13 protein-coding genes are annotated in these 17,092 nt (G+C 44.2%); all 13 read right to left on the reverse strand.

Translation table 11 applies throughout. The features are described from left to right. Nucleotides 1-37: 37 nt before the first annotated feature. The 13 genes from G4D82_RS00330 to G4D82_RS00390 all read right to left on the reverse strand — a co-directional run bounded on the left by G4D82_RS00330 (nucleotide 38) and on the right by G4D82_RS00390 (nucleotide 17,061). Complete coding sequence (locus G4D82_RS00330; protein ID WP_166333259.1) at nucleotides 38-607, reverse strand: TetR/AcrR family transcriptional regulator; 570 nt, start codon at nucleotides 605-607, stop codon at nucleotides 38-40. 83 nt (nucleotides 608-690) lie between these two features. Continuing rightward, nucleotides 691-4,263, reverse strand: a complete 3,573-nt coding sequence (locus G4D82_RS00335) for an Ig-like domain-containing protein (protein ID WP_166333262.1) — start codon at nucleotides 4,261-4,263, stop codon at nucleotides 691-693. 68 nt (nucleotides 4,264-4,331) lie between these two features. Beyond that, entirely contained in the window at nucleotides 4,332-5,795 is a 1,464-nt protein-coding gene (locus G4D82_RS00340; RefSeq protein WP_166333264.1) for a formylglycine-generating enzyme family protein, read from the reverse strand. Between the two features lie 97 nt (nucleotides 5,796-5,892). Further along, nucleotides 5,893-6,516, reverse strand: coding sequence for a DUF4230 domain-containing protein (locus G4D82_RS00345; protein WP_166333266.1), 624 nt, complete (start codon nucleotides 6,514-6,516; stop codon nucleotides 5,893-5,895). Nucleotides 6,517-6,549: 33 nt separating this feature from the next. Then, entirely contained in the window at nucleotides 6,550-7,197 is a 648-nt protein-coding gene (locus G4D82_RS00350; RefSeq protein ID WP_166333268.1) for a response regulator, read from the reverse strand. Nucleotides 7,198-7,209: 12 nt separating this feature from the next. After that, nucleotides 7,210-9,138, reverse strand: a complete 1,929-nt coding sequence (locus tag G4D82_RS00355; protein WP_166333270.1) for a tetratricopeptide repeat-containing sensor histidine kinase — start codon at nucleotides 9,136-9,138, stop codon at nucleotides 7,210-7,212. After that, nucleotides 9,135-11,057, reverse strand: coding sequence for a tetratricopeptide repeat-containing sensor histidine kinase (locus tag G4D82_RS00360; protein ID WP_166333271.1), 1,923 nt, complete (start codon nucleotides 11,055-11,057; stop codon nucleotides 9,135-9,137). The genes G4D82_RS00355 and G4D82_RS00360 overlap by 4 nt, the downstream gene beginning before the upstream one ends. Nucleotides 11,058-11,122: 65 nt before the next feature. Next, nucleotides 11,123-11,407 (reverse strand): hypothetical protein, encoded by a 285-nt coding sequence (locus G4D82_RS00365; RefSeq protein WP_166333272.1) that lies wholly within the window; start codon nucleotides 11,405-11,407, stop codon nucleotides 11,123-11,125. 80 nt (nucleotides 11,408-11,487) lie between these two features. Next, on the reverse strand, nucleotides 11,488-12,906 hold the full coding sequence (locus G4D82_RS00370; RefSeq protein WP_166333273.1) for a PD40 domain-containing protein: 1,419 nt from the start codon (nucleotides 12,904-12,906) through the stop codon (nucleotides 11,488-11,490). A gap of 354 nt (nucleotides 12,907-13,260) precedes the next feature. Next, complete coding sequence (locus G4D82_RS00375) at nucleotides 13,261-15,096, reverse strand: outer membrane protein assembly factor BamB family protein (protein WP_166333274.1); 1,836 nt, start codon at nucleotides 15,094-15,096, stop codon at nucleotides 13,261-13,263. A 36-nt stretch (nucleotides 15,097-15,132) separates the two neighbouring features. Beyond that, a complete protein-coding gene (locus G4D82_RS00380; protein ID WP_166333275.1) occupies nucleotides 15,133-15,504 on the reverse strand; it encodes a hypothetical protein in 372 nt (123 codons plus the stop codon). Between the two features lie 9 nt (nucleotides 15,505-15,513). Next, nucleotides 15,514-16,023: a hypothetical protein gene (locus tag G4D82_RS00385; RefSeq protein ID WP_166333276.1), complete on the reverse strand. Its 510-nt coding sequence runs from the start codon at nucleotides 16,021-16,023 to the stop codon at nucleotides 15,514-15,516. A 78-nt stretch (nucleotides 16,024-16,101) separates the two neighbouring features. Continuing rightward, complete coding sequence (locus G4D82_RS00390) at nucleotides 16,102-17,061, reverse strand: GSCFA domain-containing protein (protein WP_166333277.1); 960 nt, start codon at nucleotides 17,059-17,061, stop codon at nucleotides 16,102-16,104. Between the last annotated feature and the right edge of the window lie 31 nt (nucleotides 17,062-17,092).

Raw genomic sequence — 17,092 nt, forward strand, 5'->3', positions numbered from 1 at the left:
CAGCAGGTTCCCGGCTCCTAAAAATCTTACTGAAAGTTTAGATAATTCCGTTGAGTAAAGCTTCGGTCATGGCTGATTTCAGTACCGTTTCGCTCGGGCTTTTTTTCTTTCCGTACCATAAATACAGCGTTCTGAGCGTGGAAAGTGTCGAGAAAATTATCACCTCAACATTAAGATTTTTTAATTCTTTGCTGGCAATTCCTGCTTTGATGATTGTGCGGAAATGTTCTTCATATTCTTCGCGCATCTGGACAAAATAAGCGAGTTTATCTGCTTCGAGATGCATCCAGTCGTTGTTCAAGCAAGCCAGCGCGTCGGGATTTCTCACGGTAATGTCGATGTGAAGTTGAATGACTTTCTTGAGTTTTTCGATGGTGTTTTCCTCGGAACTGACAATTTGCAAAATAGTACTGGTGAATTCTTCGGCAATCTCGATGATGATCAAAACCAAAATTTCTTGCTTGGATTTGATGTGGTTGTAGAGGCTCGCCGCTTTGATATTCATCGCTTGGGCAATATCGCGCATGGTCACGGCACTGTAACCTTTTTCTTTGAACAGGCGGGCAGCGACAGTGATGATTTCGGTTTTGCGGTCGAGTGGCTTCATGGGTTTCAAATATAGAATTTATTCGCATAAAAAAACCACGTCTTTCAACGTGGCTTCTTTCCAAAAAACTAACTATAAAAACCCTATTTCTTGATGACTTTATAAGTTTTGATTTGGTGGTCAACAGTTACTTTCACGAAATAAGCACCCGCAGCATAAGCCGACAAATCTAATTTCGCTTCCGTGGCATTGACGGTCGTAGACTGAATGTGCTGTCCGAGCATATTGTACAGCGCCACTTTTGAAATCGGTTGGTTCGATAGGATATTCACCACATCAAAAGTTGGGTTCGGATACAATTGCAAGGCATTCATTTCAAAGCCTTCCGTACCGAGACAATTGCCAAGGCTAACGGTAATCGCGAGTCGGGTCGGGCTTTCACAACCGGTTTGCGTTTGCGAAGCGTAATATGTTGTTCCGGCAACTAATAGTGTGTTGTCTGCTAATAAATTCCCGGATGTCGGTGCATCGTACCACTGGATTTCCACACCTTCCACATGCAGTAAGCCTACCGATTCGCCTTCGCAGAAAGTTTGGTTCGCAAAACCTGTAGGAGCAGATGTTGGAATAATACTCGCCGTAACAGCCGTTCTTGTAGAAGTACAGGTTCCGTTAGTTGCTTCGACGTAATAAGTTGTGGTTGCTGCAATATCCGGTGTAGCGAAAGTACTTCCAGTTCCCAGAGCCGTTCCGCCAGAAGGCACATCGAACCAACTGATGGTTCCTTCATTGGATACCGCACTTAGGGTTAGACTTCCTGCATCACATCGGGTAGCTCCGTTAACCGAAGTAATCATAGGCAAAGCAAGACTGGTGTAACTCACCGGAACTCTTGCCGAAGTACAACCATTGCTGACTGCCTCGACATAGAATGTAGCCGATGCGCCACTCACGGGAATACTGTTTCCGGTAGCGAACGCTATTCCGCCGCTGGACAAACTATACCAGTAAATGGTTCCTGCGCTGGCCGTAGCCGATAAAGTTCCAGTTTCATTAGCGCATATTGTCGTGTCGGTAGTGGAAGTAATTGTTGGAATCATATTTACTGTAGCCAAAACCGGCACACGAACAGAAGTACAACTGTTATTGACCGCTTCCACATAGAAAGTAGTAGTTTCGGTAATCGACGGTGTGATGAAAGTATTACCTGTTCCTAAAACGCTTCCGCCACTAGCAGCATTATACCAATTCAACTGACCTGCATTGGCAAAGGCCGACAAAGTTACGGTGCCCGAACCACAAACTTGCGATGGAGAAGTTGAAGTGATGCTTGGTGTAACATTGATGGTCGCTAAAACTGCCGTTCTGGACGAAGTACAAGTACCGTCATTGGTTTCTACATAATAATTGGTCGAGCCTGAAAGGGACGGCGTGGTGAAACTGTTCCCGGTTCCGAGCAATGTACCTGCAGTCGGCACATTATACCAACTCAAAGTTCCAGCCGATGCGGTAGCAGCTAAAGTCACTTCTCCGGCATCACAACGGCTACCCGGTGAGGTGGTAGTAATCGTCGGCACTTCATTTATGGTAATGGTTACCGGAATTCTGACCGAAGTACAACCGTTGGCCGTAGCATCTACATAATAAGTGGTCGTGACCACAACGCTCGGGGTAAAATTTGTACCGATTCCTAAAGCACTTCCACCTGTTGCAGAAGCATACCAAGCCAAACTGCCGGAACTAGCGGCTTGCAGTGTAGCCGAACCTGCACCACAACGACTAGCAGGCGTGGTCGAAGTAATTGTCGGAGCAGTATTGACCGTAGCGATTATAGGAATTCTGGCTGAAGTACAACTTGTGTTGACCGCTTCTACATAGAAAGTAGTAGTTTCGGTAATTGACGGAGTAGTAAAGGTGTTACCCGTTCCCAGGACACTTCCTCCACTAGCTGCACTGTACCAGTTCAATGAACCTGCATTTGCGAAAGCCGACAAAGTCACTATGCCTGAACCACAAACTTGCGAAGGCGTGGTCGAGGTAATGCTTGGCGTGATATTGATTGTCGCCAAAACTGAGGTTCTCGGTGAGGTACAAGTGCCGTCATTGGTTTCCACATAATAATTGGTCGAAGTGGAAATAGACGGTGTAGTGAAACTGGTTCCCGTTCCGATCAATATGCCTCCGGTTGGCGCGTTATACCAGCTCAAAGTTCCGGCCGATGCCGTCGCGCCTAGAGTGACAACACCCGAGTCACAGCGGCTTCCCGGCGAAGTAGTAACAATCGTTGGAATACTATTTACCGTTAAGGTCACTGGTGTTCTCGCCGAAGTACAACCATTGGCCGAAGTTTCAATATAATAAGTAGTTGTTCCGATGACATTTGGAGAAAAATTGGTTCCCGTAGCTAGAGCAATACCACCGGTCGCGACAGCAAACCAACTGATGGTTCCCGCGCTGGTCGAAGCGCCTAAGGTTGCTACACCTGAACCACAACGGCTCGCAGGAGTTGTTGCAATAATAGTTGGAACAGTATTGATAGTCGCCACCACCGGAATTCTGGTCGAAATACAGTTTTGTGCTGTAGTGGTTTCCGCATAATAGGTCGTAGACACACTGATATTTGGCGTGGTGAAAGTACTTCCGGTGCTAATTAAGTTCCCTCCGTTAGCTGCATCATACCAACTCACTGTGCCGGCACTTGGGTTTGCACTTAAGGTCAAAACACCCGCACCACAACGACTGGCCGGTGTTCCGGTAATCGTCGGAACTGTATTGATTGTCGCTAAAACGGCAGTTCTTGAAGAAGCCACGCAACCATTGTAAGCTTCAGCGTAATAAGTCGTATTGATGCTGATACTTGGCGTGGTGAAAGTAGCTCCGGTTCCGAGCAAAGTGCCTCCGGTAGCTGCCGCATACCAACGCACGATTCCGCCACTGGTCGCGCCAATGGTTACTGAACCTGCTCCACATCGTGAACCTGGAGTCGTTGCAGTAATTGTGGCAGTTGCTCCGATGGTGATATACGCAGTTTTGGTTTCGATGTCATTTCCGTCCTCGTTCAGCGCTTTGAGTGTGACGGCGTAAGTACCGGCTGTGGCATAGCGCACCACAGGATTCTGGCTGTAAATGGTTGACGGAGCGACAACAGTGCCGCCGGTGAAAGTCCATTCCCAAGCCACTGCATCAGTCGATAAATTGGTAAAAGTAACGTCGGTATTCACACAAGCAGTAGTCGGACTCGCAGAAAAATCGGCTACCGGTAAAACAATGGCACAATTGCGATTTTTGTCCACAGCCGCACCGCTGCCTTCAGCTCCGAAATAAGCATAAAATTGAGGTGGAATCGGACAAACCTGACTCAATAAAGTATGAACGCCTTGCCCGTCACCATTACCTCCGGTATAAGCAAATGCTCCTGGAGGCAAGCCGCAGGAAGTAGTCGAAATAGTTTGAGAAGCACCTCCGTGCCCGTTGCCACCCAGATAAGCGAAACCTCCGGGCGGTGTGCCGCAACTGGTTCCTGTCAGGGTATGAATACTGCTGCCATCGCCGCTTCCGCCAAAATAGGCATAAAAGTGTGCCGGATTGCCACAAATAGAATTGGTGAGTTCTCCGAGCGAAGTTCCGGCAGATCCGCCAGTATACTGAGCATACAGCGGAAAATGAGCCAGCAGCAATACCATCAAGAGTTGATAGATATATTTGGTTGATTTCATCTGATTAGATTTTAATTAATAGTAAACTTTAGCGCATTGCACGCAGGGTAATGAAAATCTAACAAATGCTATCTCACGCCTCTGCCTCCGATGCCGTAGCTTCTATTTACAGATGAATTGATAATGCTATAACGATCTGAAGTGCATATATAAGGTGAAATGTTGTAATACGCTCCTCCTCTGTAGCCTACTCCATTGCTAGCAGAATTAGTTGTCGGCCAAGTGGCTTGGTTCGCAAAACCGATGGCATCCAAAGTACCATCGCCCAAAGTTCCTGTGTAAGTCATACCAGCGGCATGATAAGTTCCGATTACAGTTTCCCATACGTTTCCTGACATATCCATGACGCCATAATAAGCTGCTCCCGAAGACAATCTTCCAGAAGTTCCGCTGGCCATCGCTCCTACTCTCATTGGCCCGTAAATGCTGCTGGCACTATTAAGATTGTACGCACACATTCCGTTGTTTACTGCAATACTGGGCACTTCATTCGATTGAAATGAATTGTTCAGAGCATTGCTATACACGGCGGTAGCTTGCGTACTTCCCCAAGCGTATTCTCCAGAAACTCTAGGTTGTGGGCCACGACAAACTTTTTCAAACTCCAATTCGGTCATCGGACGCAGTGCAGCCCAATCCAAATAAGCAGCTAGGTCGAACCAGCTCAATATATTCATCGCGATGTCTTGCCCATCATTCACGCTGTTGGGCGTTCCCGGAGTAGCATCGGAACCAAAAACCGCCGGAATTGCTCCGTTGCTTCCCGGAGTAACGATTGACAATCCGCAACGGTATTGCAATGCTGTGCCGCTATACATGGCGTAACTTCCAGTGGCACTGATAGGATCGGTCACCACGCGGTTCTTCTGCTGGTCGAAAGTAAGCGAATTCAAAAAATCAGCATATTGCTCTACAGAAACTTCATACTTCATGCAATAGAACGAATTATATCCCATCGGGAAAGTAGCCGGAACAGCCGAAGAATAAGAAGCGCTGATGGCACCTGCAGTCAATCCGCTGGTTTGTGCCGTATTGTTGATGGTAATGCTGTTGTAAGTGTAGGAACCAGCTGCATCGCCAATCTGGAAATCACCTTGCGGAATGTTGACCATCTCGACACCATAAACCTTGAAATTATAGGTTCCGGCTGGTAAATTCATGCTCAACGTTACCGCTGTGGAAGCGATATTTCCGCCACCGACAGCACTGCGATGGATAAAAACGCCTTTGTTGTCGGTCACGGTATCTACTTGCAAAGGCGAACCGGCGCTGTGACCGGAAGTATTTAAGTTAACGTGGTTCCACAATTTGGTGTTGCAATCTTGGTATTTCACAAAAACCCAAACCGCGTCCCAATTGGCCGGAGCGGCACTGGCATACCAACTGTTTTCCCAACTGATGTTAAAAGTAATATTAGAACCGCTAACCGAAGTCCCGGTAATTTGGACATTATTTGCCCGGCTGCTCAACGCAAAAGCAAATAAAAAGAAAAACCCATAAGCGAGGTTTGAAAATAATTTTCCCGTTTTCATTTTGTTGTTTTTTAAAAGTTATAGCGCAAATGTAGAAGCGCCACCTACGCTAAGAAATACGCAGATTTTCGTATTTTAAAAAACGACAACGAAAGTGCTACCCTTTGATTTCCTCTGAAAGATCGGTTTCTGAGTCAATGACTTTTCCGTCATAACGCAAGGTCCAACCTAACGAATGGGTCAGGATGAGCATTTTGGAAAGTTCCGAAACCAACCGGTTTTTAGCATTTGACTTTAACGACGATTTTTCAAGCTTCTTCGCTAAATTTTTTCGAACCGATTGGTTGATTTTGTTGTAGTCGTCGCCCGTAAAAGCGTTGAATTTGCTTTGGTTGACATCGTAGAAACGAATGTCAGGGCTGATTTTGATTTCTTCTTTCGGAATGCTCTTGATTGTGATGATTTTGTTTTTCTCATCGATATCGTATTGCATTTGGTGCAAATCATAACCCACAGTAACCTCAGCATTTACGATTATTAGTGCCTTTTTTTCAAAGGAAAGTACGCCACCGAAATATTGGTCTTGGTCTTTATAAGTGAGCACTTCGGCAAAATGGCCCTCAGTAACCACGAGTTTCCCAACGTTGAGAATTTGCTGCTGTATCAAGTTCGAGTTGTATTCGATCGTGGCCAGGTCATCGTCTTTGCGGAACTGACAATATCGGAACAACAGAAACAAAATAATTCCGGCCGCAACGGCAATAGCGATTCTCTTGAGCATGATGATTTTTTGATAAAAATAACAAAAAGAACCTTAAATCAAATTGTTGTTCTTGGCTTTCTGAATGGCTTCGAGCTTATTGTGCACCTGAAGTTTGGCGTAAATATTCTCGATATGCTTGCGAATGGTGCCTACCGAAAGAAACAAATTCTCGGCAATTAGATGGTATTTCAACCCTTTGCTGAGTTGCTCCAAAACTTCGATTTCGCGCGCGGTGAGTTGAATATCTTCTTGTGGTGCAGCCGACTCAAAATCAATCGGATTGCGGAACAATTTCAGGGTTTTCAACGCAATAGAAGGAGTCATGGTTGCGCCTCCGTTGAGCGTATCGATAATGCCTTGCTGCAAATCATTCGGGTTCACTTCCTTGAGCAAATAACCGTCAGCTCCGGCTTTGATGGATTTGAAGATATTTTCGTCGTTATCGAAAACCGTCAGCATGATGATTTTAATCTGCGGAAATTTCTGTTTGATGGCATAAGTGGCGTCGATTCCGTTCATTACCGGCATTTCAATATCCATCAGAATCAAATCAATGGCGTGGTTTTTTTCGAGTTTTTCAACCATTTCAGCACCATTGACTGCGGTAAATTTAATCGTAAAATCGTCAAAAAATGAAAGCTTTTCCTGAATGGTTTTAATCAGGAACGAATTGTCGTCGGCAATCGCAATTTTTATCATAGCAACTCAATATTAAACGGTGAACAAAATGGTGATTGAAGTGCCTTGGCCCGGCGCGGCTTGCAGTGTAAAAACGCCGCCAATGCTCTCGATGCGTTGTTGCATGTTTTGAAGCCCGTTGCCCAGGATGGCAGTTTCTTTGTCGAAACCGATACCGTTGTCTCGAATTTGAATCGAAACCGAAGCGTCTATTTTTTTAGTAACGATACTAATTTGTGTGGCATGGGCGTATTTGAGCGCATTATTGATGGCTTCCTGCATGGTTCGGTACAGGTTCATTCCGGTAACAGAACCGAGTTCGACGGTGTTCAAATCAGGGTCAATCTCAAAACGGAAATCGATTTGTTCTTGGGCCAGCTTGGCATTTTCGAGGAAATTGAGCATCCGCGCGCGCAAATCCTCAAAAGTCAGTTCGTTGGCATTCATCGCCCAAATGGTGTCGCGCAATTCTACAATAGTCGATTTGGTGAAATTGCTGATGTGCTGCAGTTTTGCGTCGAGCTTTTCGTTGCCGATATTGAAGGCGTATTTGATGTTATCGACCGAGGAAATAATGAAAGTAAGTTGCGCCCCGATGTTATCGTGCAAATCCCGCGAAATGGTAAGCCGCTGCTGCTGAAGCTGGTTTTGGGTTTCAATCTGGGCAATGGCCGATTTGAGCTGAAATTCCTGCTGTTGCTGGCGGTTGCGGAGTTTTTGCTGGCGGTAAATCAGATATCCAATCAAGGCGATAAACACCGCTAATAGCGAAAGAATCAAAATGACATTTTTTTGCTGGCGCGCCTGAGATTCTTTCTCTAACAATAACTTTTCTTTCTTGGCCGTTTGGTATTTGGCTTCAAGTTCTGCTGTGATTTTCTGCGTGCTGAGTTGCAGTATTTTGTCGTTGGTTTCAGCGTATTTTTCGTTGTAATAAGCCACACTATCGGGCATTTTCAGATAAGCATAAATCGGCACAAGCAACTTGTAGGAAATCATCAAATCGTTTCGGGCATTGTTCTCATCGAAAACTTTCAGCCCGGAAAGCAGCAGTTTTTTGGCCTCAGCGTATTTCTTGGCTTTCATCAAATTGCGAGCGATACTGATGTTGAGATTGGCCAAGTCATAAGTCGAACTCACTTGCGTATTGATTTGCCTAGATTTATCGAACAAAGCCTGCGACTGATTAATATTATTTTTGGGTTGCATCAAACCTTTGTTTTGCAAGGCAATCGCCTGTGCCTTTTTGTTAGAAACAAGTTCACAATTTCGGATGCTTTTGTCGTAATAAGCCACAGCTTGAACCGTGTCGCGCATTTCTTTGTAGGCATTTCCGATGTTGAGATAAAATTCACACAAACGGTCAGTAAGTTTGTTTTTTTCGGCAAATTCTATCGACGGTTTCAGGTATTTGATTGCGTTCTTGTAATTTTTAAGCTTAACAAACAATAACCCCAAATTGCCTTTGTTCACTGCGACATTGGCAGCATCGCCCACGCTTTCAAAATACCGCAAAGCTTCTAAAAAGGCTTTCATGGCTTGCGGAAATTGTTGTTGATCTAAATAAACACTACCCAAATTGTTGTTGATTTTGGCCAAACCCTTTTGATCATTCCTGAGTTTTCTAATCGCGTAGGATTTTAAGTAACTTTCCTTAGAATGGTTCAAATCGTTGTTGCGCAAATACACGGCGCCCAAATCGCTATATACTTGTGCCAGCAAAGTCGAATCGCCTAATTTTTTCGATTCCTGAATTGCTTTGCTTCCATAATACAACGCCGAATCCAGCGAAACGTTGGCATAATACCAAGTCAAATCGGAATAAATCACGGCGGTTTTCTGCGCGTTGGGCTTCGCTTTGAGTTCTGTTTTTAGCCCGTCTATAATGTCTTGCGCGTTCTGTGAAACTGCCCACATCGGCAACAGCAACAAGAAAATGGCTATTTTAAAAAACTGTTTCATGTGAGTGGAATATCTATGATGACCGAAGTGCCTTGTCCGATTTTAGAATTTACCTGAAGGGTTCCGCCAATATCATCAATCCGTTTCTGAATGTTGTGCAAACCATTGCCCGCTTCAACTTTCTGCAAATCGAAACCTTGGCCGTTGTCTCGGACGATAAATCGCAATTGGCCTTCGGTTTTTTCTACGACCACCAAAACTTCGGAAGCCCGGGCATATTTAATCGCATTGTGAATCGATTCCTGAATGGTGCGATAGCAGTTCATCCCGACTACAGCGCTGAGCTTGATTTGGTGCAAACCTTCTTGAATTTCGAATTTAAAATCTACTGCATCTTGGGCATCTTTGGCCTTTTCGATGAAATTCAAGATGCGCGATTGCAATTCTTCGATACTGATTTCGGTGTAATTCATCGCCCAAATCGTGTCGCGCAATTCGCCGATGGTAGCTTTGGTAAAATTACTGATTTTGCTCAGTTTAGATTCTAGCTTTGGGTTTTCGATGTTAAAAGCGTATTTCAAATTATCGACCGAGGAAATAATAAAAGTGAGTTGCGCCCCAATATTGTCGTGCAAATCACGCGATATGGAAAGCCGCTGCTGCTGCAACTGGTTTTGCGCCTCGATCTGCGCAATGGCTGACCGCAATTGAAATTCCTGCTGCTGCTGCCTGTTGGTAGTTTTCTGTTGACGGTATATTAGAAATGAAACCAAAGCGATAAAAACAGTTAGAAAAACGGCGGCCACCAGCAAATAATTCTTTTGTTTGGCTTCGGCTTCTTTCTTCAGCAATAGCACTTGGTTCTCGGCGAGTTGTTGTTCTTTTTTTTGGGTTTCATACAAAACTTTAAATTCTGCCAAGGCAGCTTCTTTTTTCTCTGAAATCAATTCGTTGGTAATTTTTTCCTTTTCGAGTTGCGCCGCGAGTGCCTTTTCAAACTTCTTTTGTTCATGGTATAAATCGACTAGATGCGTATAAGCGCTAATTAAGTTGGGTTTCTGACGAATTTCGCGACAAATATCCATACTCTGTTTGAGGTAGCTCTCTGCTTTGGGATACTCTTTTTTCAGCATCGCGAGTTTACCCAAATTGGAATAGGTATCGGCAATTTGCTTTTTCTCGCCCACGGCCAAATCAATTTTGAGACATTCGTTAAAGTAATACGCCGCACTATCGAGTTGGTTCGAATACATGAAACAATTGGCCTTGTTGTCTAAAAAAGTAGATTTATTGCGCTGTGAATGAATTTTATCGGCTATTTCAATTCCATGTTTATCAAGCGCTAATGCACTTTTGTAATTGCCTTCCATACCGTAAACGTTGGCCAGCGTGTGCAATGAAATCAGATAAAACCGATTGTATTTGTCCGGCCCCAAAATATCGATGGATTTCTTCAGGTGTTCTTCGGCTGAAGTCAAATCGTTTTTCTGTAAATATATTTGTGCCATACAACCATAAGCACTAGCTATTCCGTATTTAATGCCGTGCTTTTCGTAAATTTTAAGTGACCGGTACAGATAATCGAACGCTTTCGGATATTCGCCGGTATTCTTGTAACCGTTGCCCAAACCTATGTAGGCTTTGGCTTGAATAGTATCATAGCGAGCATCGGAAATCATTTGGGCACATTGCTGGTAATATTTCTCCGATAAATTATAACTCGAAGAATTCAAATAATAAGTACCGCGCACAAAAGTGGCCATGGCCTTGAACAACTTGGGTTCACTGATAGCCAAGCGTTCCATTTGGTCAGCATAATAACCTAAGGAATCTGGCTGTTCGATAGAAACTGTACCGATGTTTTTATACCAACGAACGATTTGTTTTTGCTTGGGTGAGAACCCTTCAGAAGCTTTCTTTTTGGTTTGGGTACAACTTAGAAAGAGTAACAATAAAGCCAATAGTAGCGGGTTTTTCATGACATTGATTTACTTTCTAAAAATAGTAAAAACAATTTAGCAAGTAAGGTTTCTATCGGATTTTATCATCGCAATAACTGATGATCGGAAAGCCGTTGGAAAAGTTCGAAGTTGAGCTCGAAAATCATTTCGCCCAATTGGGGTTTTCGCGCCTTGATTACTTTTTCGAATTCTTCGTTGATTTGCAACTGCCGGCCTTGCACTGCCGATTGGGCATTGAGCGCCGCCAAGGTTTGTCGCAAATTTTGCATTTGATGGGCAAATGTTTGCTGCTGCCGATGAAACTGCCATTGCAAATAGCCAATCACCGAAGCAAAAACACCTGCTAATATCAAAAAGAAGAATACCATTGTCAACTTGTTTTAAGCTGTGAAATCTTTGCTAAACTTCGTAAGTTTTCACTCGCAAAAAAATACGCATTGTTTCGTATTTAATGCTTCATTAAATCTTGCGCCGCTACCTTTACCGAATGCAACCGAAGTTTTCCAGCTACCGACCGGGTGAAATACAATAGCTCTTGTCGCTCATCGTAAAACGGGCTGCTTTCAAATGAATCGCTATTGATTTTGCTGCCCAGGTTGATGGGCGCTGACCAATTTTTCCAAGTATCGTCTAAACGGTAACTCACAAACAAATCATAGTTGCCCAAACTGCTGAATCCGCAGGAAGCAAATAACAAAGTTTTTGTGTCTGAAAGTAATTGTGGATTCACTTCGTCATCGGCCGAATTGATAGCTTTGCCCATATTTTGCAATAAGCCGTAACTACCGTCGTCTTTTTGGTTGGCGAAGTAAAAATCAGTGCCGCCTTGGGTAAAATCAGATTCTACAGCCAAGACAATAGTTTTCAAATCAGCCGTTAGCGTAGCATCGGCAGTTTCTCCATAATTCGAATAAGCCGTGATGCGAATCGGTTCGGCTGGTTGGAAATCATCTCCGCTTATTTTGTAGAGCTGAAAACCGGTTTCGCCAGTGCCTGTAGTATATCGATTTCCGCCTTTAAGCATTTGGGTTGCCGTGGCAAATTCTACAAAATTGTAATTTTCGTTTTGGCTCAATACCGATTGCAATTTAGGGGCAAACCAGCTTCCCGATGGATTTCGCAACGCACAATACACTTGATCTTTTTGTTCGTCGTTACTGGTAAAATAAAGGCGTTTGCCGTCTGAATCTACTACTGCGGCAGAAATATCAGTGTCGATTAAAGAAAGTTCTTCAGGTTGGGATATCGATTCGAATGCCGCCACAGTATTGACTTGCGCTTTGAGCGGCACATCGCTGTCTGAAATGCCAATCGCGTCTACTTGCTTTTGGCCGGGCAACAACGAAAAATCAAATTCGACTTTAACCGAAACAATATTCGGGTAGCTTTGGTCTAAAATCGCGTTTTCAATTCCGGGGTTGAAAAGTTCCGGCGCTTCCTGAATTTTGCGGCGTTTGCGGCGGTAATAATAATTTCTGTCGGCTGGAATCGAGGCTTTGAACGTTGGGGTTTTCCAATCCCGTTGGCGCGACCAAACTGTTTGATATTTTCCGGATTCATCGGCTAGGGAAATTCGCATCACGCAGCCGGCATTGACATTTTCGAACACCGCGACTTGTTTGACGCTTTGTGGTTTTTCAAAACTGACCTCAACGATTTCGCGTCCGTCTAAGGCGTTTTTCGGTGTCCAGGCGTTGGGCGAAATTCCGGCTTGGGGAAATGCATCGGGTTGGCCGAGAATTCGTTTGATGCCGTATTGCTTGCCGCCGAGATCCGAAGAATATTTGATGAGCTTGTTGGCCCATTGTATTTGTTGCGCATTAGCTGCTAATGAAAACAACCAAAGGCAAAGGATATATTTTTTCATATTGTTGTTCTTTTAGCGCGGGTTCAACCTAGGATAAGGCTCGCGTGAGGGATTGCAGCATTGTCTGAGCTCTTTTTGCGCTGGCGTTCAGCGTAAAAAAGCGAGTGCATTTGATATTAAGAGGAGGAAGTCCATTGGACTTCAGGTATTTTAAATGTTCAATGGCAAGATAAAACTTCCTCGTTGAGAGAGATTTGCGTGAGGGATTGAGCAACTGTTTGAGCTCTTTTTGGGCAGCGCAGCGGAGCAAAAAAGCGAGTGCGAAAGCCCGACCCTTGTGGTCACGCCATCTAGATTAAAAAAAGGCTGCAGAATTGCTTCCACAGCCCGAAACAAATTAAACGTTCAACCTATTTAATTGTTTACTTTTATCTTCTCTACTTTTCTGCCTTTGAAAGCAAAAATGTATTCGCCATCTTCGGTGATATCGATACCGTCGCCGTATTTCGGGCTTCCGCCTTTTCCTTTAGACTGCACAGAACCTTTGGTTTCGCCGTTGGTCATATCGATGCCGTAAATGATGTTCTTGCTGTTGCGTTGGTCGCGCAAAAAGTAGTTGTCGCCGATGTGGTAGAAATAGTCCACGCCTTTGATTTTCTCGGAGGCATAAGCCCGCGTTCCGTCTTTTTTGTTGTAGGCCGCCAATCCTTTTTCGGAAAGTACGACTACCTTGTCATTGAAGTCGATTACGTCGGCTGCTTTTCCTACTCGGGCATCGTTGTGCTTCACGTCGAAGAGTTGTTTGCCTGATGCGATGTCGTAGCTGTAGAATTCATCACCATCACCCACAAATACGGTTTTGTTGTCGTCGAGGATGAAATCGGTGATGCGTTTGTCGAAGCGCTCTGAACGCCATGCCGTTTGGCCAGTTGCATCGTCAAGACACAACACAGAGTTCTTTTGGTTTTTGTAATCCCAGTAGATGTAAGGCACCCAGGTTTTCACTGTTCCGCCGCCACCGAAGCCGCCTAAAGCCATTCCTGCTCCGAAACCTCCGGAAGTTTCCTCCAGACGATACTCTTGTACTTGCACTTTTCCGCCTACTTGTACCAAAACGCGGTTACCTGATTTGTAGATGTTCGGCATACAGAAAGCGCCGGTGATTTTCTCTGAAGCCCAAAGCAATTTTCCGGAATTCAAATCGTGTTTTTCAATGTATTTGGTGCGGTCTCTGCCGCCAAGGATGACCAGATAAACTGCATCGTTAGTAAATAGTGGTTCAGCAATCGCACGGTAAATTTTTGACCTTCTGCCACCGCTGAACAAGCCGCCGTTGGCTCCGTTGATATCGTTGTCGTAGTTCACGTTCCAGATTTTTTGTCCGGTCGCATAATCGTATACTGTAAGTCCGTTCATGTACATCACCACTTTGTCGCCTTTGATCCACATATCGACGATGGCTCTTTTGGTCACTAGTTCTTTTTCGATGGCGCCGACAAAAGTAGCATCCCAAAGGATATCGCCATTAACGGCATTGATTCGAACCAATTGGTTTTTAAACCCGGCGAACAAAGCACCCCAGCCGGTTGGCTTGTAGTTGACCATGATGATTTCTTTTTTCTGGGCATCGTAAATGTATTTTCCGACACCACCTTTGAAACGGTTGGTTTCCCAGATTTTCTCGCCGGTATTGGCTTTCACCAAGATTACCGAGTTCTTTTGCGAAATCAGGAATGCATCCATTTCGCTAATGTATTTCACGGTTTCGAGTTCGCCTTGGTCTTGGCCTTCGAGTCCTTTGGCATCTTTCGGAATCAAGTCTTGGTAGAGCTCTGAATTCCAGAGTTCTTTTCCGGTGGCCAAATCCAGTACGGCTACTCTATCAGTTCCTAATTTACGAGCGTCGAACAGAAATAGATAACCGCCTTTGTCTTTCCAAATCGTGTATTGGTATTCCGAATTGTTGGTTTTGTTGGTTGTGAGTTTTTTGTAATCACCGTTCCAGATGGCTTTACCGTTAGCGTCAAGTACTGATGCCGAATTGTCGTCGGTACCAATAATGTACTGCCCGTCGCCGTCGCAAAGTGCTAAGCGAGTCGCTTTATTGTCGAATTCTGATTCCCATACGGTAGCAAAACTACCTGATTTTTTGCCTGCGCTTTTTTTGCCTAATAGTCCGCCAAGTTGCGCTGAAGCGGTAAATGTTCCGAGAAGGCAGATGGATACTACTGCCAGATTTAGCTTTTTCATGATAATTAAATTTGGTTGAACTTAGAGTTGTTGAACTTAAAATGTAATGCTGTAGCGGATTTTGTACCGCTGTTGTTTTTGTAGTTTGAATTTGAATTTGTGCTGCAAGATGTAGTCTGACATGAAATTGATGAAATCGATGTTTTTGATTTCGCTGTCGACTTTAAAAAACGAAGACACTTTGCCATTCTGTACTACTCCGATATCGACGGTCATGGCTCCGTGCACATCGGCGAATTTTTTGTTTTTGCGTTTGGTAAAATCCTCACCGCGGAACATTTCGTCTACTTCTTTGGTGACCGTTTCGGTGATTTGTTCTTCATCGGTAAGCACCGGACGTTGGGCGTGTAACTTTGCTGAAGTCAACCCTAGAAAGAAAACCAACAGGAGAAAATATTTTGATTTCATAAGATTCTTTTAGGGTTGGTGTGTGATTTCAGAAACCACCAATTTTCCTTCGGTAATATTCTTGGTCGATGTAGTATTGTTTCCTACAAAATTGAATGTGCCTCGAAGCTCATCAGCAGTCAAATCGCAAGTAGTGAGATTCATCGTTCCAGAATCGGAATGAAAATTATCTGCTATCGGATCGGTACCACCACTTTGATAAGTGAGCCAAGAGTTAGTCATGGTAAAACCTGCATGCTGGGCAGGATAATTTCCTACTGTTGCAGGCATGTGAAGTTCGAGTACTTGAACTCCAGCTTTGTAAGCAAACACATCGATGTATTGACCGCCAGCAATTGCGTTGGTATATACAGTGGCTTCGGTTTCGTCTGCAGTGATGAGCACACCGTCGAGTTTGAAAGTGGTTTTGTCTGCCGAGGGTGTTCCGCTAGTAGAGCTTTTAGAATCGTTGCTGCAACCGGTTAAGGAAAATACCAGCGCTAGAACCATTGTTTTTGCCAAAATGGAAAGAGTTTTCATGGGGATTTGATTTATGATTAATTACATCACAAATCTGTGGCAAAAAACAAGGTGCATCAATACGAAGAAATACGTATTTTAAAATTGCAGGTGTGGGAATTGGTTTTGAAGGGTGCTTTTCTGCACCTGCAATTGTTGAAGAAATTTCCGATGGCTTTCGGAGTCGGCATTAAAAGGTCGGTGCGCCATTGCCTTTTGAATTTGACACACCGCTTCCATGGTCGGCAAAGCTTTCGGGTCGATATAAGCTACAACAAATCGCTCCCAAATATAATCGATGGCTGTTGCATTCGGATGAATCATATCGGTATCGTAAAAACGGTAATCGCGCAATTCATCCATCATGATTTCATAGCTAGGAAAATAGTTGACCATGGCTAATTGTTGGTGATTGGTAACCAGTTGCTCGTGGATGGCAGCAATTAAATGGGCCTTGCTGCGCTGGTTCTTTACAAAACCGTCTTTGAGATGCCGCACCGGTGAAACGGTAAAAGTAACGGCGGCTTTCGGATTGATTTGAGCTAGAAAACCCAAAGTATCCGCTATCGCTTTTTCGATTTGGTCGATGCTAAGCAGTTGCTTTTCAAAATGGGTTTGTGGCAACTTATGACAATTGGCTACTATTTTTTGCGAAGATTTCTCGCGGTACACCCAAGCTGTTCCGTAGGTTATGATGATAAGTGTCGTTGATTCGAGTTGCTTTTTTAAATCAGTCAGTTTTTGATTGAGGTTTTGCAGTAAAGCCCCAGCATCGATAGTACTCAAATCGGAATGCGCGTCGAAGCAATGCCAACGCTCATTATGGAAGAACAAGTCGCTTTCGGTGTAAAAATCTTCCTGCACCGCACGCCGAAGCAGTTCACCAATAGCCAACGGATGGAACAAAATCCCGAACGGATTGACCGTGTTTTGAAATTTGTAGTAATCCAGTTTGGCGGCCATATTCACCGCAAAGCAAGAACCTAAACTAACGATTTTCGAATCGTAATCAATCGGAAAAACATTTTTAGAAATCGGAACTGGAGTGGTGAATTGCATGGTTACAACTTATAGATAAACTGACAAATAA

It is taken from the genome of Flavobacterium lotistagni (assembly GCF_011392125.1).
In the GTDB taxonomy this organism is placed as follows: domain Bacteria; phylum Bacteroidota; class Bacteroidia; order Flavobacteriales; family Flavobacteriaceae; genus Flavobacterium; species Flavobacterium lotistagni.

Excerpts from the sequence above, each read along its gene's own strand:
- G4D82_RS00330 (WP_166333259.1), bottom strand. The coding sequence starts at position 607 with ATGAAGCCACTCGACCGCAAAACCGAAATCATCACTGTCGCTGCCCGC.
- G4D82_RS00335 (WP_166333262.1), bottom strand. The coding sequence starts at position 4,263 with ATGAAATCAACCAAATATATCTATCAACTCTTGATGGTATTGCTGCTG.
- G4D82_RS00340 (WP_166333264.1), bottom strand. The coding sequence starts at position 5,795 with ATGAAAACGGGAAAATTATTTTCAAACCTCGCTTATGGGTTTTTCTTT.
- G4D82_RS00345 (WP_166333266.1), bottom strand. The coding sequence starts at position 6,516 with ATGCTCAAGAGAATCGCTATTGCCGTTGCGGCCGGAATTATTTTGTTT.
- G4D82_RS00350 (WP_166333268.1), bottom strand. The coding sequence starts at position 7,197 with ATGATAAAAATTGCGATTGCCGACGACAATTCGTTCCTGATTAAAACC.
- G4D82_RS00355 (WP_166333270.1), bottom strand. The coding sequence starts at position 9,138 with ATGAAACAGTTTTTTAAAATAGCCATTTTCTTGTTGCTGTTGCCGATG.
- G4D82_RS00360 (WP_166333271.1), bottom strand. The coding sequence starts at position 11,057 with ATGAAAAACCCGCTACTATTGGCTTTATTGTTACTCTTTCTAAGTTGT.
- G4D82_RS00365 (WP_166333272.1), bottom strand. The coding sequence starts at position 11,407 with ATGGTATTCTTCTTTTTGATATTAGCAGGTGTTTTTGCTTCGGTGATT.
- G4D82_RS00370 (WP_166333273.1), bottom strand. The coding sequence starts at position 12,906 with ATGAAAAAATATATCCTTTGCCTTTGGTTGTTTTCATTAGCAGCTAAT.
- G4D82_RS00375 (WP_166333274.1), bottom strand. The coding sequence starts at position 15,096 with ATGAAAAAGCTAAATCTGGCAGTAGTATCCATCTGCCTTCTCGGAACA.
- G4D82_RS00380 (WP_166333275.1), bottom strand. The coding sequence starts at position 15,504 with ATGAAATCAAAATATTTTCTCCTGTTGGTTTTCTTTCTAGGGTTGACT.
- G4D82_RS00385 (WP_166333276.1), bottom strand. The coding sequence starts at position 16,023 with ATGAAAACTCTTTCCATTTTGGCAAAAACAATGGTTCTAGCGCTGGTA.
- G4D82_RS00390 (WP_166333277.1), bottom strand. The coding sequence starts at position 17,061 with ATGCAATTCACCACTCCAGTTCCGATTTCTAAAAATGTTTTTCCGATT.